This window comes from Vibrio sp. ES.051 (genome assembly GCF_002563795.1).
Taxonomy (GTDB): domain Bacteria; phylum Pseudomonadota; class Gammaproteobacteria; order Enterobacterales; family Vibrionaceae; genus Vibrio.
In genome coordinates, this window is record NZ_PDJL01000003.1 from 1,195,892 (window position 1) to 1,216,883 (window position 20,992).

Below are 20,992 nucleotides of genomic sequence, written 5' to 3' on the forward strand. Positions count from 1 at the left end.
TGGACAGTTTCTCCTTGCTGGAGTTTGTGTGACAATCTTGTCGATACATAGACTGACGGGAACAGGTTCATGGCGAATTGGGAAGGGGTAACTGAGTTTGTTGCCGTGGCAGAAACAAACAGTTTCACTGGTGCTGCCAGCAAACTGAAAACATCGGTTGCACAGATAAGTCGTCGAGTCTCTGCGCTTGAACAGCGCTTAGCGGTGAAATTGTTGCATCGTACAACGCGAAAAGTCTCCCTGACAGAAGCTGGACAACTTTATTATCAGCAGTGTAAACATTTGGTGGAAGGGCTTGAGTTGGCCGAGCTCGCCGTGACGCAAACGCAGACCGAGCCGCGAGGTTTGTTGCGCGTGACCGCGCCAGTAACCTACGGGGAGATGAACCTCGCGCCTTTGCTGCATCAGTTTTTAGAGAAATACCCGCAAGTAAATCTCGACTTGGTGTTGACCAACCAAAAACTGGATTTGATTGAACAGGGCGTAGATGTGGCGATTCGTCTCGGTCGCTTGCAAGACTCCAGCATGATTGCCAAGCGTCTTTCGTCACGGCAAATGTACGTCTGTGCCAGTCCGATGTATTTGCAACGATTTGGTGAGCCACATACCTTGTCAGAACTGGGGCGGCACCAGTGCTTAGTTGGCTCCGTTGATTATTGGCACTTTAAAGAAAATAAGCGAGATAAGTCGCTGCGCGTGTCGGGACGGATTAAATGTAACAGCGGTTTCGCTTTGGTCGATGCGGCCAAACGTGGATTGGGTTTGATGCAGTTGCCGGATTATTACGTTCAAGAGGCGTTAGATAGCGGCGAGTTGGTTGAGGTGCTTTCAGATTATCGCGACGATCGCGAAGGCATTTGGGCGCTGTACCCGCAAAGCCGTAATTTGTCGCCAAAAGTGAGGTTGTTAATCGACTTTTTAGTCCAAGAGCTGTCTTGATGAACTGCCCAACGTGCTCAAAGCGATGTGTTGTTACTAAAACGCCCAGTGTTGCTGGGCGTTTTTTTGGATGATGACTGAAGGGCTATTGGTTGGATTCTGAATCTTCACGTTTGATCACTTTGTGTCCGTCTTCGGATACGCCTTGCTTCCAGTAGCTGCTGATGTAGATGTTCTCGCGTTCGACTTCTTTCTCGTTACGGAAGTATTGACGTAACGCGCGCATTGAATCGAATTCACACGCACACCAAACCGCGGCGTCACCATCTAACCATGGTTGTTCGCGTACTGCTTCTTCCAGTGCTTGACCTTCAGTCAGCCAAATTAGGTCTATACCTGCGGGGGCGTGTAGAGGTTGAATATCGGCAGGCGAGAGTACGCTGATCACGGCGTAGCCTTTCGCGTGTTCCGGTAATGTGCGAATTTTGGCGGACAAGGCAGGGAGTGCCGTCATATCTGCGGCCATAAAGAACCACTCTGCGTCGGTATTCAAACGAGCGATATTGCCTGGACCTACGATATTAATCGTATCGCCTTTTTGTGCGGCCATCGCCCAACGCGCGGCAAAGCCACATTGTAAATCTTGTGTGGTGTGGCGGACAAAATCGACGTCGATCGTGTTTGTTTCTGGGTGGAAGCGACGAATCGTGTAAGTACGCATCAGCGGTCGATCATCTTTTGATAGCGTGCTCAGATCGGTACCGCCCATATCGTTAAACAACAGCTTGATATAACTGCCTTCGCAGTCGTGTGGAAATTGGCTTAGCGCGTCACCTTGCAAAGTAATACGCTGCATATTTGGGGTAATAGTGACGGTGTCTATGACCACCAGTGTTTTAAGTTGCGGGTTCTTTTTCATTTTAACTCTACTCGATAATTGTTCTCTTTCTCATTTGAGATTATCAAGTTCTCTACTAAGAGGGTAGTCTCTTTAAACAAATTTACACTGTGAATTGAGGTAGGATCATCGGGCACAGGGACAAAGCATTATTCGAGTGGCTGTCGGTGGCGCGTGGCTAAAATAATAAAGGGCACAGTATCAGCCCTTTGGTAAAGGCATAAGGCTACTTGTCTGCCCTTGCAAGCGTGCTTTAGAAATTTGTCCATCGCGTGACGCGGATCGGGTTGTTGAGTCATCACAGTTGTTACGAGCAAGTAATGGACACTAAAAACGTAGCGGTAGCCTATCACTAATGTGCTTTTATATCATTGGGATAGTAGATAAAAGCAGTAGTGCGGCCATCCCATAATTAAACCCTTTCACGCGTTTGGGTGTGGTTAGCCAGCGCTGAAGTTGCATGCCGGCGGCGGTCCAAAATGTCACCGATGGCAAGTTGGCTAAGCAGAAGATGCCAGCAATAAAGGTGAGTTCCAGCCAAGCCCCGCCACTGCTGTATACCGTAATAGCAGTTAAGGCCATTGACCAACCCTTTGGGTTCACCCACTGAAAGGCAACGGCTCCCCAAAAAGACATCGGACGGAAATCGTGTTTTGTTTCGGTTTTGCCGCTGGTGGCAATTTTGTACGTTAAATACAGCAAGTAACTTAAGCTGAGTACTTTCAAAATGGAGTGCGAGACGGGGTAGGCGTTGAAGAGGCTCATTAAACCAATGCCCACCAAGATCAGCATGGCTCCGAAGCCGAAGGTAATGCCCAGCATATGTGGAATGGTGCGTTTAAAGCCGACATTGGCGCCGGAGGTCATTAACATAATGTTGTTAGGGCCAGGGGTAAACGTGGAGACAAAAGCGAACAACGCCAATGCGACCAGTTGATGATATTCCATAGCTTGTTCCTTAAATGAATTCCTGATTGGTTGAGAACAACTATAAGTAGAACTGACATCAATATTGTGCTTTTATTTGATGAAAGGAGAGTTAATAGGCAATGAAATATCATTATGGATAGATTTGACGAGAGAATATTGCAAGAGCTTAAGCGAGGCGGAAGAATCTCCAACGTCGAGCTGTCTGAGCGAGTCGGATTGTCACCGTCTGCGACGCTTCGCCGCGTACAAGATTTAGAACGCAAGGGCGTGATCAAAGGTTACCGAGCCGTGTTGGATAATCAACAACTCGGCGTGGGTTTTGTTGCGTATGTATCGATTGGCTTGGCCTCGCACGCTAAGCAAGCACAGCTCGGTTTCGAGGAACACGTGCGTTTTGTCGATGAAGTGGTCGAGTGCCACAACATTACGGGATCTAACGAATATTTAATACGCGTAGAAACCCAAGATTTAGCCGCTTACAAAGCTTTTCATGCCGATGTGCTAGGCGAATGTGAACACGTCAAATCGATCACAACCATGGTGGTAATGGATTCGCCAAAAGACGAACGTTAGCGATCAAAGTTGGCCCTGTATTGTGGCTCATGAATGTGAAGTGACGCGGAAGAGCCGATCGAGCATGAGAGTGGCTCGTCATAAAGGGTAGGTTATTGTATCAGGCTCGCTCACCTTATTATTTGTTGGGTTGCCACTCTACCCAGTTGAGCATCGCGTAGTCGGCAAGTTTGAGCATTGGGATGTCTTCATGGGTATCGCCGTAGGCATAAATAGAAGTAAACTCGTTGAGCGAAAACGCCGCCTTCACGCGCGACACTTTTCTTTCTAAACTGCAATCGCCTTGCTGGTACAAGCCACTCAGTTTTGGTTGTTGTGAAATCAGTTCGCTGCATAACAAATGGTAGCGATTAGCGTCACACCAAGGTGTCAGATAAGCATTGAGTGACGCGGAGACCACCACAATGGTATCACCTCGGCGTTGATGCCATTCCAATTTTTCCACGGCTTCCGGGCGTAAATACAATGGGATCACATCATGCGCAAATTGAGCGCCAATCATTGCAATTTGTTGGGTTTCTTTGCCAGAAAAAGCAATGAAGCTGCTTAAAGGTCGTATTAGGCGAGCGGGTAAAACACCAAGTTTGTACAATGCATAAAACGGCATGATGACCATTTTTCCTACCCACTTGCGCAGGCCATAGGCGGAATAATGGAGAAAAAGGCGAAACATATCCTCTCGGGTGATGGTGCCATCAAAATCAAACAGTGCCAATGACGGCTTATTAGTCTCTTGCAAACTTAGCACCTATATTTCGGTCTTCTTTTGTCTTTTCGGTGTGGTTATACTGACGTGATTTCGGTTTCATTGATAAAACACCGCCAGCCAAATCGTTTCTTGTGTTGGATCAGTCCAGCTTACTTTGTGTTTTGTATGAGCCGGAATAGTGATGTGATCACCAGCCTCTAGTCGTTGCACTAAGCCGGTTTCGAAGGTCAGTTCTCCCATTCCTTTTAGAACCAGCACCCATTCATGCTCTTCTTGATCGTACCAGCCACTTTCAGGTGAGATTTGTCCTGTCGAGACAATGCGCTCAATGCGCAGATTATTGTGAGTCAACAGATCTTCGAAGACTTCCTCGTTGAGGTTATTCGGTAAGTCGTTAAACAGGTTCATGGTATTTCCTTTAACTTTGCATAACGAAAGCGATAGCCTTCTGTTGATTTCGATTCGATAAAGCGGGCGTCGATAAACTTGGCATTGTGCAAGTCGGCATGGGCGGAACTATACCTATAAAAATGACAATATTGAAAGGTGGCGGTGTGAAAATCGTGATGAAAAAATGTAAAGTGAGATAATTTTTAGACAGACGTTCTATTTAAATTACTGATGTTATGAGACTAAAAAAGAAGAGGGAAAAGTGTTGCGCGAATATGAGCGACAAAGGCGAGGTTGGTCGAGCTCGGACCTTCTCGCACGCACAGTTTGCATTACATGATTGTATTCTATTTGCATGATTTGTTGATCGGTTTGGCGTTTCTCCGTACAAAAAATCTATATTTTTCACAAATTGATTTCCATCAAAATAGTAGGGTTTCTATGTGCTAGATTGCGCACAGCTCAAAAAAATATAGATATCTACGTGCTTCAACATTCTGACTTTTATCAGAATTACCGAGTATCGCTAAAAAGCACGGTTGGGTATCGCATAACAAAGCCCTAAAAAGGAAATAAAAAATGAAAAAAACAATCTGCAGTTTAGCAGTGGTTGCTGCGCTCGTGTCACCAAGTGTTTTCGCTCATCAACAAGGTGATTTCGTTCTTCGTGTTGGTGCTGCCTCTGTCGTTCCAAATGACAGCAGCGATAAGATCTTGGGTTCTCAAGAAGAATTGAAAGTAGATTCAAATACCCAACTTGGCTTAACGTTTGGTTACATGTTTACCGACAACATCAGTCTAGAGGTGCTCGCAGCAACCCCATTTAGTCACGATATTTCAACGGATTTATTGGGGTTGGGTGATATCGCGGATACCAAACACTTACCACCAACGCTGATGGTCCAGTACTACTTTGGCGAGCCACAAAGCAAGTTCCGTCCATACGTTGGTGCAGGTCTTAACTACACCATGTTTTTTGACGAAGGTTTCAACAGTACAGGTAAAGGCGCTGGCTTATCGGATCTAAAATTGGATGATTCATTTGGTTTGGCTGCAAACATTGGCGTGGACTACATGATCAACGACCAATGGTTCCTAAACGCGGCAGCGTGGTACGCAAACATTGAAACAGAAGCCACCTATAAAGCAGGCGCAGACAAGTATAAAACGGACGTGAAGATCAACCCATGGGTATTTATGATTAGTGGTGGTTATAAGTTTTAATTAGAATCATTATTACTGGTATGGCATTGGGGGGCGGTTACGGGGACTGCCCCCTTTTTGTGTTTCCATCTAATGATAATCATTTGTTTGCATATTTAGGGTATGTTGTGAAACTTTATTGGTGGGGGATACCTGTACACCGCAACGAGAAACAAACAAGCCGTGATGATAGTTGAATTCACCGTTTATTCATGAGTGATTTGAGGCTTTAATTCGACGACATTGCCCTCTGGGTCATGGATATAGAGGGTGCGACTAAAACCTTGCGCGCCGTAGCGCTTTGCAAACTCTTCAGTCTCAATATTGTGTCGATGTAGATAATTAAGGAGTGCATCCTCAGAAAAAGGCGCTAGTTGCAGACAAAAGTGGTCAATATTACGACCATTCTGAACTGGTGGCTTTCCGCCAAGTTGTCCCAATTCGCTGTCTACCGTCACCACATCGATTAATGCGTTGCCTGCCCTAAGTTGGGTTAAACCAAGATCCGTTACTTCGCGTTCGACAGGGCAGCCCAAAATATCTCGATAAAAATGCAACATGGCGTCGAGGTTGCTCGTTCTTAATACGACGTGGTCAAGGGCTTTGATTTCAATAGGATTGTTGGTCGGCATGCTTCACTCCTTTTTCGCAACGATGAAAAAAGTATACGACGAGCATAAGAATAAGGAGCGAAATGATCAAACCGAAAAGGGACCGTTACTTGTTAGAGAGTCATTAAGCGGACTACTTGAAGTAAAAAGGTTAGCGTGTTGCTAACCTTTTAGGGATGGGTTGATTAATTATTCGTAATCAGAAGCGTAAGTTTCTTCATAAGTGTGCGAGTAAAGCTCGAATAAGTTGCCGAATGGGTCTTCTAGGTAGACCATTTTCGCGGGTTTGTTCTCGTCTTCTGGGTGGTAACGCATGATGTCCATACGTACTTTGCCGCCGAACGCTTCGGTGCGCTTGATTGCACCTTCAAAGTCATCCGTTTGCAAACAGAAATGGAAGATGCCGATGCGAGAAAAATCCACTTCATGGCGCTCTTGACGCTCTTTCATTTCGAATAACTCAAGGCCGATGCCATCACTTGTCACAAGGTGGGCGATGTTGAAGCCTTTAAAGCCTTCGCCAAAGACCGCAATACACATTCTACCAATTGCGGTTTCGCGTTCTTCAATCACTTTCGTGTTGCCCATAACGACTTTTAGACCAAGCGCTTGGGTGTAAAACTCAACCGCTTTATCCATATCTCCGACCATAATACCGACATGATTCATTTTCATTTGTTTGCTCCCAACATGTGTTTAATTGTTGTGTTGTTTCGATGTGGGAGAGTATATGGCGCGATTTTAATTACATGAAATTATCATAAATTATAAAAACAATAATATTTTGCAATTAAGGTGGGTGGAGTTCGAGCTAATTGGCCAAGGCCTCAACCGCTTGCTGTACCGAGGTGAAGTGAATTTTGATGATGCACCTTTGTGCGAGACTAAACTCATGCGACTGGATGAGCGACGTAACTTCCTCGACGGACAGAGTGCGTTCTTCCGGTTGTAAAACGGTGGCGGTCGAATCGTTGTATTGCAACCCGAACGTGTTGCCATTTGAGTCAATTACGTAATCATCTGGCCCCGAAATGAGCGCTTCGCATTCGGAATCAAGATCGGCGTGCGAACGCAAGTAGATCAGCTCATCGTCGCCGTCTAGTTTTAGTAAGCACGGCCAGCATACAGAGTGGTTTGTCATGGTTAACTCATTATTTATAGGACTCTAGAAGCTCGATCCTGGTTGCTGCAAAAATGCTAACTCTTCAGGCGTGCTTTCTCTACCTAATATCGCATTGCGATGTGGGTAACGTCCAAATTGGTCGATGATGGCTTTGTGTTTTAGCTCAAAATCGTAGTGATATTCAAGTCCTGGTGCGCGAAACAATTTCTCAGCTTCGACATGAATGAGGCGAGATTCGCTGTGCATAAACGGCATGTACAAAAAGCTTAGCTGCTCGGGCGCTAATTCTTGATCGTGTCCTAACCGAATCGCTTCTTGAGCCAATGCTAATGCGAGCGGGTCTTGTGCGAATGCTTTTGGAGTATTGCGATACACATTTCGTGAAAACTGGTCGAGGACGATGATTTCGGCTAATCGTCCTTGTGCGCTATCGCGCCAACTAAACAGCTCACAGCGAGCGGCTTGTTCTAATACGGAGGCAAATCGCGACGCAATGTGTTTGTCCTGTTCTGGGTTGTTTTCAAACCAGTTTTGAGGTGTCAGCTCTTCGAACCAGAACTTGATGATTGGTTGATGCATGGCGCTTCCTTTTGTTGTGCCTTAATAGCCAAGAGCCAGAAGCGTGGCTTCTGGCTCTTGGCGTGTTATCGGCCGTAATTCTCTACGATGTAACATTCAAAATCGTCACACATTTGTTCGTCAGAGATGGCATTGTTTGCCAGTTCTTTACTGCCGTCGACAACTTTAATCGTCGCGTTTAGGGAAGCGACTGGTGCACGTTCACGTGTCGCAAGTGACTCGATTTTCTTCTGCTGTACTTTCCACGCTTGCTCTGGCGATAGATTACATACCTCTGCCAAGTACTTAGCATTAAAACCCTCACCAGTTAAGCTGACAATGGTTTCATTGTGCGACAGATGATTGCCCGCGTGCCAATAGTGTTTAGCCAGCAGTGGACCAATCTCTGGGTTATCGGTCAGGTAACCGAATGTATCGAGGAAGTAAGCACGGGTCTGATACACCGCCATATGCGCGAGTAGATAACCTTGATACGCACAAGCCGCTTCATCGGAGAGTAAATGCGGAATTGCCATCAGTGGGCGAGGACTGCATTCCAAACCAAGGATCTGTTTTTCACAATCACGAGCTAGTTTGGTGATGTGCTCTGGCGTTAACTCATCATCGCTGAGTTGATACAGTGCGCGTTCAAAGTACGGCACAACCAAGATGCTGCGTTCTTCGTAGGCTTTGAATGGCTGACGGCTATTGATCATCGCTTGAATGATCTCGTCAGGAACCGACTTCCCTTCATCATCCAGTGCGTATTGTTTTAGCCAATCAGCATCGGTTAACAAGCTGTCACAGAACATTGACTGAGTTTCTGCATAAGCCATCGACGTCGGCGCAAACTCTTGCGAGAAGCATGGCGCGTTCATTTTTACATTGGCAAAGTGCGCTGCGTGGCCACCTTCATGGAAAAGCGTATTAATCCCATCGTAGCCGCTGCCCACTTGGTCTGGTTTGGCATTGCTGGTGAAGTTCACCTGCGCTGCAACCCATTCGCCTTGATTGTAGAAAGAAGGGATCGGGCCGTGGCAGAACCCGTTCGGGTACTTACCTTTACGGTCTAGTAAATCCAGCGTCAGTGTCGCGCCAGAGTAATCAATATTCAGACGGCCAAACGATTCTACCCAGCGTCGTAGAGATTTTGAGAACGGTACGTACGGGTCAAAGTCTCGCATCACGTCGCCCGCGAACGAGTATATAAAGTTATGCCCCGTTAGTGCGGTTTTCCCTTTCTCTTTTGCCAAATTTTCTAGGCTATTAAAATGAGCATCACGAGTTCGTCGTTCGAAATCTTCCAGAATATTAAACAACTGCTCCGAACTCATTTTCTCGGTTTTTTGCACGGAGTAGTCAAAGAAGGTGGTGTAACCGAGTGAGCGTGCAAACTGATTACGCAGTTTGATCAGTTCAATAAAACCGTTTTGCAGTAACCATTGCTCAAGATCCAGCAACGCTTGGTGAGCCGATTGGCGTACCGCTTCATGATTGCTGGTGCGAATGGTTGAGCTTAATACTGGCAGCGAACCTTCTACTTGCTCACCGTTTTCGTCGGTAAACGTTTGTACGTGGTTCTGTTTTTTCTCGAATAATTCAGCTTCAAAAGCGATCAATTGATTCTTCAGTGTCTGAGCTTCTTCACCTTCAATCGCGTGAGATTCAAACATCGCCAGCCAGCCGGATAGGCCTGTAATGGTTTGCTGTTTCTGTTGCGGGTCGATAATGGAATCAGCAGCTTCAAGCTTTTGTTTTATTGCGGTAATGTGTTCTTCATTGCTTAAGAAATTGGTCCATTCGGTTTGTGCTTGTGTTGAGCCGTCATGGTCATCGCTGATCCCCATGTAAGTTTGCCAAAAGAAATCTTCTTTGGTGCGATGAATCGCGAGATAGCGTTGGTTGAGGTCGGTAAGATATTCTGTTGCGGTCATGTTGAACCTTCGAATGGTTGCGATGTATCGAGTGATGATTATTGCACGCTTGGTTTCTGGAAAGGAGTGACACAATAATCCATTGGTTTTGTATCGCGTAAACGTGGCTTTACTATTTGTTTACATTTTAATGCGTTAGCTGGGCGGTAGTGAGTTCCGAGCGAGCGACTTTAAAACAAGCATGGAGGGTAAATACCCTCAGGTGACAAGCCATGCGTCAAGTTATTTGGGTATAGAAGTACCACAATCAATAAACCGAGCGATCGCTCACTCGGCTTATTTTACCCTCATCTTTGTTCAATAGCGTGCTCCCGCTGTATTACTCTTCTGGGTACTCACCCATGCCTTGAGTTTTAGCTTCCGCTTTCCAGTGCTCACCGGGTTCAAATGCTTCATCGCATAAATCTATGGTGTAGCCCATTTCTGTAATTTCTTTCAAAGTGAGGTTATCAGCAATGTTTGCAACCTCACCCGATTTATTACGCAGTTCCATGTGGTTTCCTCCTCTGTCAGTAGACGAGCGGTATCGATGCACAGCGACGAATGCATCGACGACCTTTGTTCTAAGTATATAACCCTCAGCTAAAAATGAGGGTTTAATCCATTTTATTAGTGTGGTTAATGGAATAATGCTTTGAGCTGCTTCAGTTATTTTTAACCGCATCATCGCGATAGTTGGCCATTTGTGATTTATTGAATGATTAAATTGTCAATCTGGAAAATCGAAATGGTGATTCTCGATCACTCCTTAGCACAGCAAATTGTCGATAGAACCATGTCCATCATTGGTCACAACGTAAATGTGATGAGCTCGGCTGGCATCATTATTGGCAGTGGCGACCTAAAACGTATCGGCCAAGTGCATGATGGGGCTGTATTGGCACTGAATTACGGTGACTCGCTAGAGCTGAATGAGCAACAGTGTTTGACGCTTCAGGGGGTCAAACCGGGTATCAACATGTTGCTTAAATTGCATGGTGACGTGGTGGGGATTGTTGGTGTGACCGGCGAACCCGAGAAAATCCGTGATTTCGCCAAGCTGGTCAAAATGACCGCAGAGCTGACCATCGAGCAAGCCGCGTTGGTAGAAAAATTCCAGTGGGACAGACGTCATCGCGAAGAGTTTATTCTGGCTTGGATTAATGGCAAATTGACCGATGAAGAGCTGAAAGATTGGGCAATGCGTCTTTCTATCGATATCACTCAGCCACGAGTGGCAACAGTGATTAAGTTATCGATGCCATCCGCCTCAAAAAGCATGAAGGGCGTGCGTAACATTGTTGAGTTGCTGGAATACCCAGAGCGTAACAACCTTGTCGCGATTGTCTCGGTGAACGAAATTGTGGTGTTAAAACCGTACTACTCCGCCAAACAATGGGATAGCCAAATCGAAAGTGAACGCATTGATAAGTTGATGTCGCGTTTAAGCGAACACGACTCGCATACTTTCCATATTGCCCTAGGGCAGTTGTTTGAAGAGCCCAAAGATGTGGCTTTGTCATATCAGAGCGCGAAGCAAGTATTAGCGATTGGCAAGCAATTCTACCCAGAGAAACGTAAGTACTTGTTTGATGAACTGCGTTTGCCAGTGCTGTTAGCGCCGCTGGCAGAGATTTGGCAAGGTGAACAAATTATTGATGGTGTGAAACGGTTGAAGAAGAAGGACAAGTCGGGGCAATTGCTGAAAACGCTAGACGCATTGTTCGAGTGTAATGGCAATGTAACGGAATGCTCTGAAATACTGTTTATTCACCGGAACACACTGCGTTATCGGTTGGGGAAAATTACGGAGATAACAGGGTTATCAACCACCAATTTTGTGGGATTAGCGGAATTGTATATTGCGACTCGGCTCTCAAAAATGACGTGATATTATGCAGTTGCACAATACGCGTCATTTTTTAACTTCATTATTTGTCATTCCGCCTAAAGGAATTCAAAAGCAAACGATTGATAATTATTGCGTCCCTACATGTTGAGTGAACCAAACGGGTTCCTCAACAAAATAAGAATAAATGGAGTTATCATGAACCTTATATTAATCCTGTTCGGGGTGATCGCATTCATTGTGCTCACGACCACCAAATTCAAATTACATCCCTTTTTAGCGCTGATCATCGCGGCATTCCTTGCGGCCTTTGCTTACGGCTTACCAGTAGATAGTATTGCTAAAACCATTGCTTCTGGCTTTGGTGGTATCCTTGGTTATATTGGTTTGGTTATCGTTTTAGGTACCATCATCGGTGTTATTTTGGAAAAAAGCGGTGCGGCGATCACCATGGCCGACACGGTTATTAAAGTGTTGGGTGAGCGTTTCCCAACATTGACCATGAGTATTATCGGTTACATCGTTTCTGTTCCGGTATTTTGTGATTCAGGCTTTGTGATTCTGAACTCACTAAAAGAATCACTCGCGAAGCGTTTAAAAACCTCAAGTGTTGCGATGAGTGTGGCGTTGGCAACTGGCCTATACGCAACACACACGTTTGTGCCGCCAACTCCTGGCCCGATTGCGGCTGCGGGTAACTTAGGCCTGGAATCTAACCTTGGTTTAGTGATTGGTGTGGGTGTGTTTGTTGCAGCGGTTGCGGCGTTAGCGGGTATGTTGTGGGCGAACCGATTCCAACATGTTGAACCAGATGGCATTGAAGCCGCGGACGAAATTCAGCATGACTGGCAAGCACTCAAAGCGTCTTACGGCAAATTGCCAACGGCGAGCCAAGCCTTCGCGCCTATTTTTGTTCCAATCTTATTGATCTGTTTTGGCTCTATCGCGAAATTCCCAAGCCTACCGCTGGGCGAAGGTTTTGTGTTTGATGTTCTGACTTTCTTAGGACAGCCATTAACGGCATTGGTTATTGGTCTGTTCCTTTCTGTTCGCTTACTAAAATCAGACAACAAGATTGAAGAATTTGGTGAGCGAATCAGCCAAGGTATTACCGCTGCTGCGCCTATTCTTTTGATTACCGGTGCGGGTGGCGCATTTGGCGCGGTATTAAAAGCAACGCCGCTAGGTGAATACTTGGGTACGACGTTATCGGCGCTGGGTGTGGGTATTTTCATGCCATTTATCGTTGCGGCAGCGCTAAAATCGGCGCAAGGTTCGTCAACGGTTGCACTGGTGACCACGTCTGTTTTAGTTGCGCCTATGTTGACGCAATTGGGGCTCGATTCAGAAATGGGCCGTGTATTAACAGTGATGGCGATAGGTGCAGGTGCGATGACGGTTTCTCATGCAAACGACAGCTTCTTCTGGGTGGTTTCGCAGTTTAGCCGCATGTCGGTGGGCTTGGCGTACCGTGCGCAAACCATGGCAACGCTGGTTCAAGGTGTTACGGCAATGACATTGGTGTACATTTTGAGTCTCGTTCTCTTATAAGTCTCTGGAAATACGTATGAAAGTGGTAATTGCACCTGATTCATTTAAAGAAAGCTTAACCGCCAAACAAGTCAGCGAGGCGATCAAAACGGGTCTTGCTCGCGTATGGCATGATGCTGAGTTTGTTACGGTTCCAGTCGCAGACGGCGGCGAAGGCACGGTTCAATCTTTGATAGACGCCACTCAAGGCGAACAAGTCTTCACAACGGTGACTGCGCCATTAGGGAATGATATTGAAGCGTTTTACGGCATCCTCGGTGACGGCGAAACTGCGGTCATCGAAATGGCGGAAGCCAGTGGACTGCACCTTGTGTCGAGTGACGCTCGCGATCCAAAACTGACCAGCAGCATTGGTACCGGACAGCTGATCAAACACGCGCTAGACCGCGGTATTCAACGCTTAATCATTGGCTTGGGCGGCAGCGCGACCAATGATGGTGGCGTGGGCATGTTGGCCGCGTTAGGGGTAATGTTTCTTGATGAATCTGGTCATGCAATTACCCCCAATGGAGGCGGTTTAGCGGCGCTTGCCTCCATCGATATTTCTGGTCTTGACCCACGCTTAGCAGCTTGCGAAGTGTTGGTGGCATGCGATGTTGATAATCCACTCTGTGGCGACACAGGCGCGTCGGCTATCTTTGGCCCGCAAAAGGGAGCGACGGCGTCAGACGTCACTCTGCTCGATAACGGGTTACGTAAGTTTGGTGAGCTCACCGAGCAAGCGACGGGCAAGCACGTTCTTACACGTAAAGGCGCGGGCGCGGCTGGTGGTATGGGCGCGGCCTTACTTGGGTATACGCCGGCACGTTTGCAACCGGGCATTGAGATTGTGCTTGAAACGGTCAAGCTCGCTCAGCATGTTGCGGATGCGGATATCGTATTTACAGGCGAGGGTCGAATCGACCATCAAACCGCACATGGCAAAACGCCGATGGGCGTTGCTCAGGTGGCCAAGCAGTTTAATTTACCAGTCATTGCATTAGCAGGCTGTGTGGGCGACAACTATCAGGCGGTTTATGAGTGCGGTATTGATGCGGTGTTTGCTTGCGTGCCAAGGGCGATGAGTTTGCTTGAGGCCATGAAAGAGGCCGACGTCAACGTTGCCAATTTAGCCGAAAACGTCGCGAGAATGTGGCAAATCAAGTCGCTCTGAGGGCGATGACGATATGAAAAAACGCCACCTTTGCGTGGCGTTTTTTTGTGGTTACCTGTTTGCGTGTGTACGTAAGTTCATTTGGCAAGAGCGAGTTAGCGGACATGCTCTGCTATCAACTTCGTCAGTGTTTGCATCGCGTGACTCCAGTCGGTTTCATGACCAAAGTTTGCCACGCTGAGGCGCACGCAATGTCGATACTGCGCTTGAGTGCCAAATACGGTGCCGGGAAGTAGGCTGATTCTGTGTTGATTACACGCTTGATACAACGCATAGCTGTCCGTTTCTTCGGGCAGGCGCAACCAAAGCAAGAACGAACCTTGCACGGCGTTGATCTGGTATCGATTTTTTAGAGATTCGTATTCATCCAAGTATTGATGAAGCATCTGGATAAATCGGCGCATGTTGCTTTGATAAACCCGACCCATTCGCGCAGTATGCGTTCGATACTTCCCTGACGTTAGAAATGTTGCCACGGCGGATTGCATCAGGTTCAAACTGCCCATGTTTTCACACAGTAGATATTGCTCAATGTGATCTCGATATCGCCCCGCCAACATCCAACCAATTCTCAAACGCGAATCGAGCGTTTTGGATAACGAATTCACGTAAATTACACGTTGCTTGTCATCGAGCAATCTCAAGCTTGGCAACGGCTTGTCATAACTTAACCCGCCAAACACATCGTCTTCGATAATAGGAATATTGCCAGACGCCAATAACAATTGCTGGCGCTTTTCTAGCGGCATCATAGCACCAGTTGGGTTGGTGAAGTTTGGCGTTACGATGATCGCTTTTACGTCCCATGTCGACATCGCTTTTGCTAAGGCTTCGGGGCACATACCGTCTCGTGGGCAACTCGGAATTTCCACCACTTTTAGGCCGAGTGATTCGAGCATCAATAAATTACCAAAATAGCAAGGGGACTCCACCGCGACGATATCGCCTTTTTGTGTCGTTGCGCGCAGCGCTAGGCTTATTGCTTGTTGTGCGCCGTGCGTCACCATGATCTCATCCAACTTGGCTGGCGTGCCCAAATCTTGCGTGATTTTCGCCAGTTGTTTGATTAAGAGGTGATCTCCGGGTGGCAATTGGTAATGGCTCGGTACATGCGTTTGCTGGCGGCTGTGGCGGCCAATCTCGGCGTACAAGCTCTTGATCGCGGCGGAATCAATGTTTGGATGCGCAGAGCCAGCGGGCAAACGCTCTTGGTATTCAGGGTACGTGAGGATTTCTTTGCAGATCGAGAGCAAATCCACGCGAGTCGGGTCCGGAATCGAACGAGAAGTCGGCAAGGCGACTTTCACCCGATAACCCGATTTGGGAACCGAGTATACCAAGTTTTGTGCTTCCAGCTCTTGATACGCACGAATCACGGTGTTTTTGCTGACGCTTAATTCTTGGCTCAATGAGCGAATGGAGGGCAGTCGATCGTCGGTTTGATAGACGCCACCATTGATGGCTTGTTTGAGGTGTTTTTCCACCACAAGGTACTTATTCTCTTCACCGCTTTCTAATAAATCTGTACCCATAAAAACACTTCCATCTGTCACTTTTTTGAAAACACTGTACCCAATTACATTAGCAGTATCTCAAAACATAAAACAAGCGTGAGTGAGGCGATCATGTTAATCCGAGCCATCCCTTTTGTATTTGTCATCCTTTGGGCTTCTGGGTTTGTTGGTGCGCGTTTTGGTTTGCAATATGCCGAGCCAGCGACACTGCTTTCTATCCGTATGGCATCCAATGTCTTACTGTTTTTGGTTCTTGTGGCGGTATTGCGTCGAAGGTTGCCGACAGGAAGCGATTTTTGGCACAGTTGTGTGGTGGGTGTGTTGATCCATGGATTCTATTTAGGCGGCACTTATTTCGCTATTGATTTGGGTATGCCTGCCGGGCTGAGTTCACTGCTGGTAGGTATTCAGCCTATTTTAACCGCGGCTTTGCTGGTGGTGTTTGTTCGTGAGGAATTTAAGCCGTCACAATGGTTAGGCTTGGCGCTTGGCTTCACGGGGATATCGATGGTGCTGATGGGGAATATGGAGTGGCAGTCAGAGCAACATAAGTTCTTAGCCATTGGTGTGTGTTTACTGTCTTTGATTGGGATCACGCTTGGTACTTTGTATCAGAAAAAACACTGCCAACAGGTGGATATGGTTGGTGGTGCAACGGTGCAATATCTTGCGGCACTGGCTATGTTCTTACCCGTTGCGATGCAGTTTGAAACCATGCAAGTGGAATGGGAAATAGAGTTCATCCTAACGATTTTATGGCTGGTCGTCGTGCTTTCTTGTGTCGCCATTTTGCTGTTGTTATACATGGTTAAAAATGGCGCCGCCTCGAATGTGGCATCGGTTTTTTATCTGGTGCCGCCAACCACAGCGATTCAAGCTTGGCTGGTATTTGGTGAATCGTTTGATTGGATGGGGATTTCTGGATTTTTACTGGCAGCGACCGCCATTTATTTGGTGGTTAAAAAGCCAGATCTGACAATAAAAAAATCCATTCAAACGGAATACACTCAAATTAGGTAGGGACTTTTGCCTATCAGTAAGTACAATTCTGCTTTTTCTTAATCTGTGGAGCAGAGCGATGACGGCAAAGCCAGATCGAATGAGCGCGATGGGCAATATCATCAAGCAAGTGAAAGCGGAACTGCCGATTTATGAACCGGAAACCTTTGTGTGTGGGCCGGAAGGGCTGTGCATTGGTTGCCCGAAAAAACTGTTGGAAATGGTCGATTCGGAACTCAGTTATTGGGAGTCAGCGATGGAACGAGGTGTTATTCCACAGTTTGACGAGATCCGTCGTTTTGGGAAGATGTGCACTAATGTGCGTCGTGGGCTTGTGCGTAATAATGTTCCGCTGTTAGGCCAACCTTCCCTAAAAGGTGTGAGAGATAATTAACATAATTTATTCTTAAGGGGTAAAGAGCACCACGGAAATGACGTGGATCAAGTAGCAACTACCTATAAAGTAGTAATTTGCGATCTATAATTACATTTTATTAGGAAGTGTTGCAAATTATGTCAATAAAGAAACGGTATGTCGCATTGCTGGCTGTTGCTGGCATTGTTGTGGGTTGGTTAACATTAGGCGGAACCGCAGCGGTGATGCATTACACCTCTGATACTGAGTTTTGTCTCTCGTGCCATTCTATGGAAGCCCCTTATAAAGAGTACCAAGGATCCGTTCACTTCAGTAATGCTCAAGGCATCCGTGCGGAGTGTTCTGACTGTCATATCCCACAAGAGCCTATGGATTACCTGATCACGAAAATTCGTGCATCAAAGGACATCTACCACGAATTTGTCACGGGAAAAATTGACACGCCTGAGAAGTACGAAGCGCACCGTAAAGAGATGGCGGAAACCGTATGGGCTCAGTTCCGTGAAAACGATTCGGCAACGTGTCGTTCTTGTCATGAGTTTGATGCGATGGAAGAGTTTGAACAATCTCGTGATGCTGCGAAAATGCACGAGTACGCAAAAGCGAATGATCAAACCTGTATCGATTGTCATAAGGGCGTTGCGCACTTTGCACCTGAAGCGGAGTTAGACAGCAAAGCGTTCGAAACCTTGATGAGCTTTACCACAGCAACATCACCTGATGCCAAGGTGGTCTACCCGGTTACGGCGGTCACTATGGGCGACATGGGCACCATTAATCCGACAACTAAGTTGGAAGTGATGAGTGCGGAAGGTGATGAGCGTACCGTTAAGCTGAACGCATTCCAAATGAAAGGCGCAGAACAAGTGTTGTACATGGGAGACGGCCAGCGTGCCATTGTGGCAACCCTAACCGAGAAAGGCCAACAAGCGGTTGAGGGCGGCGAGTTCCAAGCTGACGTATATGGCAACGAGTGGCGATCTGTTTCTTTAATTGGCACGATTAACTCACCAGTTGTGGATACGCTTGAGCCTGTATGGTCATACGCGGAAGAGCTGGACAATGTGTACTGTTCAACTTGTCACGCAAAAATTCCTTCAAATCACTTCACGGTGAATGCATGGGGACCTGTGGCGAAGAGTATGGGTGATCGCACGGATATTACGGCCGAAAACCTAGAAATTCTAACGAAGTTCTTCCAGCACCACGCGAAAGATGTGGTTGGTCACTAACGATAAATAGAAGGATAAGATAATGACTAATTTAACCCGTCGTGGATTTCTAAAAGGCACAGGTATGGCGGCTGGCGCCATGGCATTTACTTCGTTTGCGCCCATGTCAATGGCTTCATCAAACCAGCGTGGTAAAGGTGTTTTGACTGCAGGTCGTATGGGCCCAATGCTGTGTGAAGTGAAAGATGGCAAACTCGTTTCTACGACGAATGCACTGCCTCAAACGGTGCCTAACAGTTTGCAAACCACAGGCCCTGACCAAGTTCATACTAAGGCTCGCGTGAAATATCCTATGGTTCGTAAAGGTTATCTCGCGAACCCATCGGCACCAGAAGGTCTGCGTGGTAGTGACGAGTTTGTGCGTGTTTCTTGGGACGAAGTTTATAAGCTGATCCACACACAGCATATGCGCATCCGTAAAGAGCATGGCCCAGCGTCTGTGTTTGCCGGATCTTACGGTTGGCGTTCAAGTGGTGTTTTGCATAAGGCGCAAACCTTGCTGCAACGGTACATGAGCATGGCTGGTGGTTACTCTGGTCACTTGGGGGATTACTCGACAGGGGCGGCGCAAGTTATCATGCCACACGTTGTGGGTTCTATCGAAGTGTACGAGCAACAAACCACGTACCCTGTTGTGCTTGAGCACAGTGACGTGGTGGTACTTTGGGGCTTGAACCCCATCAATACGTTAAAAATTGCTTGGAGCTCGACCGATTGCGCTGGTCTTGAGTTTTTCCATCAATTAAAACAGTCAGGCAAGACAGTGATTGCGATTGACCCAATTCGCTCAGAAACCATTGAGTTCTTCGGTGATAATGCAGAGTGGATCGCGCCGCATCCCATGACTGACGTCGCGATGATGATGGGCATTGCACATACTTTGATTAAACAAGGCAAGCACGATAAAGCCTTCCTTGATAAATACACTGAAGGGTACGACAAATTCGAAGCGTACCTAATGGGTGAAGAAGATGGCGTAGAGAAATCCGCGGAGTGGGCATCTCAAATCTGTGGTGTACCTACGCAACAGTTAGAGCTGTTGGCTGATATTTTCAGTAAAAACCGCACCATGTTGATGGCGGGTTGGGGGATGCAGCGCCAACAATATGGTGAGCAACGTCACTGGATGCTAGTCACACTGGCAACCATGTTGGGCCAAATCGGTTTACCGGGTGGTGGTTTTGGTTTTTCATACCATTATTCAAACGGTGGTAACCCTACGCGAGACGCTGGCGTACTGCCTGCTATTTCATCGTCACTCGGTGGTGACTCTTCTGCGGGTAATGACTGGGCGGTATCTGGTGCAGAACAAAGCTTCCCAGTGGCACGTATCGTTGAAGCGTTGGAAAATCCGGGTAAGTCGTACCACCACAATGGGCATGAACTTACCTTCCCAGATATCAAGATGATTTGGTGGGCTGGCGGTGCAAACTTTACCCACCATCAGGATACTAACCGCCTGATCAAGGCGTGGCAGAAACCAGAACTGATCGTCATTTCCGAGCCTTACTGGACGGCTGCCGCGAAACATGCGGATATTGTATTGCCTATCACGACATCGTTTGAGCGTAATGACCTCACGATGACGGGTGACTACAGTAATCAGCATTTGGTGCCGATGAAACAAGTGGTTGAGCCTCAAGGTGAAGCGCGTCATGACTTTGATGTATTCGCAGACATGGCTGAGCTGTTAGCGCCGGGTGGGCGTGATGTTTATACTGAAGGCAAAACGGAGATGGAGTGGTTGTACGGCTTCTACAAAGTAGCACAACAAGGCGGTCGTGCTTCTCGGGTGCCGATGCCTAATTTCAGCAAATTCTGGGAAGACAATCAGTTAATCGAAATGAAGTGGAACGAGAAAAACGCACAGTTTGTTCGTTACGCGAGTTTCCGTGAAGATCCGATCATGAATCCGCTTGGTACACCAAGTGGTAAGATTGAAATTTTCTCGAAAACGATTGAAGGCTATCAATTAGAAGATTGTCCACCGCATCCAACCTGGATGGACCCAACAGAGTACACAGGCAATGCGAAAGAGGGTGAATTGCAGCTGATGACAGCACACGCGGCACACCGTCTCCATAGCCAGTTTAACTATGCGAAGATCCGTGAAGAATACGCGATTGCAAATCGTGAACCAATTTGGATTCACCCTGATGATGCGAAAGCGCGTGGCATTAACACGGGCGACCTAGTTCGTGCGTTTAACAATCGTGGCCAAGTATTGGTTGGTGCGGAAGTGACGGATCGAATCAAACAAGGTTCCGTGTGTATTCACGAAGGCGGTTGGCCAGATTTGGATCCGAACTCCGGCATTTGTAAGAACGGCGGCTGCAACGTCCTAACGCTGGATATTCCAACGTCCCGCCTTGCAAACGGCTGTGCGGCCAACTCAGCACTGGTTCGTATTGAAAAATACACCGGGCCAGAATTAGAACTAACAGCGTTTGAACCACCCAAAAATGGCTAGATAAAAGTAGCGCTTAAAAGTAAGAAGCCAGCGAATCGCTGGCTTCTTTTTTATTTAACCG

Annotated in this window: 21 protein-coding genes; 10 read left to right on the forward strand and 11 right to left on the reverse strand. The window is 47.1% G+C overall.

All coding sequences use genetic code 11. The features are described 5' to 3' along the window. The first annotated feature begins 69 nt into the window (after positions 1-69). Positions 70-939, forward strand: a complete 870-nt coding sequence (locus ATG66_RS06100; protein WP_098414449.1) for a LysR family transcriptional regulator — start codon at positions 70-72, stop codon at positions 937-939. A gap of 85 nt (positions 940-1,024) precedes the next feature. Here the strand turns inward: ATG66_RS06100 and ATG66_RS06105 are convergent, their stop codons facing one another. Further along, positions 1,025-1,798, reverse strand: coding sequence for a siderophore-interacting protein (locus ATG66_RS06105; RefSeq protein WP_098414450.1), 774 nt, complete (start codon positions 1,796-1,798; stop codon positions 1,025-1,027). Positions 1,799-2,140: 342 nt separating this feature from the next. Beyond that, on the reverse strand, positions 2,141-2,725 hold the full coding sequence (locus tag ATG66_RS06110; protein WP_098414451.1) for a LysE family translocator: 585 nt from the start codon (positions 2,723-2,725) through the stop codon (positions 2,141-2,143). A 114-nt stretch (positions 2,726-2,839) separates the two neighbouring features. Here ATG66_RS06110 and ATG66_RS06115 point away from each other — a divergent pair, with 114 nt between their 5' ends. Then, positions 2,840-3,280: an Lrp/AsnC family transcriptional regulator gene (locus ATG66_RS06115; protein WP_098414452.1), complete on the forward strand. Its 441-nt coding sequence runs from the start codon at positions 2,840-2,842 to the stop codon at positions 3,278-3,280. A 118-nt stretch (positions 3,281-3,398) separates the two neighbouring features. Here the strand turns inward: ATG66_RS06115 and ATG66_RS06120 are convergent, their stop codons facing one another. Together ATG66_RS06120 and ATG66_RS06125 are read right to left on the reverse strand one after the other, a co-directional pair. Further along, positions 3,399-4,019, reverse strand: a complete 621-nt coding sequence (locus tag ATG66_RS06120) for an HAD-IB family hydrolase (RefSeq protein WP_098414453.1) — start codon at positions 4,017-4,019, stop codon at positions 3,399-3,401. A gap of 66 nt (positions 4,020-4,085) precedes the next feature. Then, positions 4,086-4,397 carry a cupin domain-containing protein gene (locus ATG66_RS06125; RefSeq protein ID WP_098414454.1) on the reverse strand — a complete coding sequence of 104 codons (312 nt, stop codon included), beginning with the start codon at positions 4,395-4,397 and terminating at the stop codon, positions 4,086-4,088. A gap of 561 nt (positions 4,398-4,958) precedes the next feature. Here ATG66_RS06125 and ompW point away from each other — a divergent pair. Then, a complete protein-coding gene (gene ompW, locus ATG66_RS06130; RefSeq protein WP_098414455.1) occupies positions 4,959-5,603 on the forward strand; it encodes an outer membrane protein OmpW in 645 nt (214 codons plus the stop codon). 185 nt (positions 5,604-5,788) lie between these two features. On the opposite strand, the gene ATG66_RS06135 is transcribed toward ompW, so the two are convergent. The 6 genes from ATG66_RS06135 to ATG66_RS06160 form a co-directional block, all read right to left on the reverse strand. Then, a complete protein-coding gene (locus ATG66_RS06135) occupies positions 5,789-6,214 on the reverse strand; it encodes a VOC family protein (RefSeq protein WP_098414456.1) in 426 nt (141 codons plus the stop codon). Between the two features lie 168 nt (positions 6,215-6,382). Then, on the reverse strand, positions 6,383-6,868 hold the full coding sequence (locus ATG66_RS06140; protein ID WP_098414457.1) for a VOC family protein: 486 nt from the start codon (positions 6,866-6,868) through the stop codon (positions 6,383-6,385). 136 nt (positions 6,869-7,004) lie between these two features. Continuing rightward, entirely contained in the window at positions 7,005-7,334 is a 330-nt protein-coding gene (locus tag ATG66_RS06145) for a DUF4144 domain-containing protein (protein WP_098414458.1), read from the reverse strand. Between the two features lie 24 nt (positions 7,335-7,358). Beyond that, positions 7,359-7,895, reverse strand: a complete 537-nt coding sequence (locus ATG66_RS06150) for a DUF924 family protein (protein WP_098414459.1) — start codon at positions 7,893-7,895, stop codon at positions 7,359-7,361. Positions 7,896-7,960: 65 nt separating this feature from the next. Further along, entirely contained in the window at positions 7,961-9,808 is a 1,848-nt protein-coding gene (locus ATG66_RS06155) for a M3 family metallopeptidase (protein ID WP_098414460.1), read from the reverse strand. 319 nt (positions 9,809-10,127) lie between these two features. Next, positions 10,128-10,301, reverse strand: a complete 174-nt coding sequence (locus ATG66_RS06160; protein ID WP_098414461.1) for a hypothetical protein — start codon at positions 10,299-10,301, stop codon at positions 10,128-10,130. Positions 10,302-10,535: 234 nt separating this feature from the next. Between ATG66_RS06160 and ATG66_RS06165 the strand changes: the two genes are divergently transcribed. From ATG66_RS06165 to ATG66_RS06175, 3 genes are all read left to right on the forward strand, one after another. Then, positions 10,536-11,678, forward strand: a complete 1,143-nt coding sequence (locus ATG66_RS06165; RefSeq protein WP_098414462.1) for a sugar diacid recognition domain-containing protein — start codon at positions 10,536-10,538, stop codon at positions 11,676-11,678. A gap of 156 nt (positions 11,679-11,834) precedes the next feature. Next, positions 11,835-13,187 carry a GntP family permease gene (locus ATG66_RS06170; RefSeq protein WP_098414463.1) on the forward strand — a complete coding sequence of 451 codons (1,353 nt, stop codon included), beginning with the start codon at positions 11,835-11,837 and terminating at the stop codon, positions 13,185-13,187. Positions 13,188-13,203: 16 nt separating this feature from the next. After that, a complete protein-coding gene (locus ATG66_RS06175) occupies positions 13,204-14,340 on the forward strand; it encodes a glycerate kinase (protein ID WP_098414464.1) in 1,137 nt (378 codons plus the stop codon). A 95-nt stretch (positions 14,341-14,435) separates the two neighbouring features. Here ATG66_RS06175 and ATG66_RS06180 read toward each other — a convergent pair whose 3' ends face one another. Continuing rightward, positions 14,436-15,872 (reverse strand): aminotransferase-like domain-containing protein, encoded by a 1,437-nt coding sequence (locus tag ATG66_RS06180; RefSeq protein ID WP_179885601.1) that lies wholly within the window; start codon positions 15,870-15,872, stop codon positions 14,436-14,438. Between the two features lie 93 nt (positions 15,873-15,965). Between ATG66_RS06180 and ATG66_RS06185 the strand changes: the two genes are divergently transcribed. The 4 genes from ATG66_RS06185 to ATG66_RS06200 all read left to right on the forward strand — a co-directional run bounded on the left by ATG66_RS06185 (position 15,966) and on the right by ATG66_RS06200 (position 20,931). Then, complete coding sequence (locus tag ATG66_RS06185) at positions 15,966-16,874, forward strand: DMT family transporter (protein ID WP_098414466.1); 909 nt, start codon at positions 15,966-15,968, stop codon at positions 16,872-16,874. Positions 16,875-16,932: 58 nt separating this feature from the next. Beyond that, complete coding sequence (locus ATG66_RS06190) at positions 16,933-17,247, forward strand: hypothetical protein (protein ID WP_098414467.1); 315 nt, start codon at positions 16,933-16,935, stop codon at positions 17,245-17,247. Positions 17,248-17,366: 119 nt separating this feature from the next. Further along, on the forward strand, positions 17,367-18,461 hold the full coding sequence (locus ATG66_RS06195) for a NapC/NirT family cytochrome c (RefSeq protein WP_098414468.1): 1,095 nt from the start codon (positions 17,367-17,369) through the stop codon (positions 18,459-18,461). Between the two features lie 22 nt (positions 18,462-18,483). Then, on the forward strand, positions 18,484-20,931 hold the full coding sequence (locus tag ATG66_RS06200) for a molybdopterin guanine dinucleotide-containing S/N-oxide reductase (RefSeq protein ID WP_098414469.1): 2,448 nt from the start codon (positions 18,484-18,486) through the stop codon (positions 20,929-20,931). Positions 20,932-20,992: the final 61 nt, after the last annotated feature.

Coding starts and splice junctions, on each gene's coding strand:
- ATG66_RS06150 (WP_098414459.1), bottom strand. CDS start 7,895: ATGCATCAACCAATCATCAAGTTCTGGTTCGAAGAGCTGACACCTCAA.
- ATG66_RS06195 (WP_098414468.1), top strand. CDS start 17,367: ATGTCAATAAAGAAACGGTATGTCGCATTGCTGGCTGTTGCTGGCATT.
- ATG66_RS06125 (WP_098414454.1), bottom strand. CDS start 4,397: ATGAACCTGTTTAACGACTTACCGAATAACCTCAACGAGGAAGTCTTC.
- ATG66_RS06170 (WP_098414463.1), top strand. CDS start 11,835: ATGAACCTTATATTAATCCTGTTCGGGGTGATCGCATTCATTGTGCTC.
- ATG66_RS06145 (WP_098414458.1), bottom strand. CDS start 7,334: ATGACAAACCACTCTGTATGCTGGCCGTGCTTACTAAAACTAGACGGC.
- ATG66_RS06160 (WP_098414461.1), bottom strand. CDS start 10,301: ATGGAACTGCGTAATAAATCGGGTGAGGTTGCAAACATTGCTGATAAC.
- ATG66_RS06115 (WP_098414452.1), top strand. CDS start 2,840: ATGGATAGATTTGACGAGAGAATATTGCAAGAGCTTAAGCGAGGCGGA.
- ATG66_RS06155 (WP_098414460.1), bottom strand. CDS start 9,808: ATGACCGCAACAGAATATCTTACCGACCTCAACCAACGCTATCTCGCG.
- ATG66_RS06180 (WP_179885601.1), bottom strand. CDS start 15,872: ATGGGTACAGATTTATTAGAAAGCGGTGAAGAGAATAAGTACCTTGTG.
- ATG66_RS06165 (WP_098414462.1), top strand. CDS start 10,536: ATGGTGATTCTCGATCACTCCTTAGCACAGCAAATTGTCGATAGAACC.
- ATG66_RS06100 (WP_098414449.1), top strand. CDS start 70: ATGGCGAATTGGGAAGGGGTAACTGAGTTTGTTGCCGTGGCAGAAACA.
- ATG66_RS06175 (WP_098414464.1), top strand. CDS start 13,204: ATGAAAGTGGTAATTGCACCTGATTCATTTAAAGAAAGCTTAACCGCC.
- ATG66_RS06200 (WP_098414469.1), top strand. CDS start 18,484: ATGACTAATTTAACCCGTCGTGGATTTCTAAAAGGCACAGGTATGGCG.
- ATG66_RS06105 (WP_098414450.1), bottom strand. CDS start 1,798: ATGAAAAAGAACCCGCAACTTAAAACACTGGTGGTCATAGACACCGTC.
- ATG66_RS06110 (WP_098414451.1), bottom strand. CDS start 2,725: ATGGAATATCATCAACTGGTCGCATTGGCGTTGTTCGCTTTTGTCTCC.
- ATG66_RS06135 (WP_098414456.1), bottom strand. CDS start 6,214: ATGCCGACCAACAATCCTATTGAAATCAAAGCCCTTGACCACGTCGTA.
- ATG66_RS06190 (WP_098414467.1), top strand. CDS start 16,933: ATGACGGCAAAGCCAGATCGAATGAGCGCGATGGGCAATATCATCAAG.
- ompW (WP_098414455.1), top strand. CDS start 4,959: ATGAAAAAAACAATCTGCAGTTTAGCAGTGGTTGCTGCGCTCGTGTCA.
- ATG66_RS06185 (WP_098414466.1), top strand. CDS start 15,966: ATGTTAATCCGAGCCATCCCTTTTGTATTTGTCATCCTTTGGGCTTCT.
- ATG66_RS06140 (WP_098414457.1), bottom strand. CDS start 6,868: ATGAAAATGAATCATGTCGGTATTATGGTCGGAGATATGGATAAAGCG.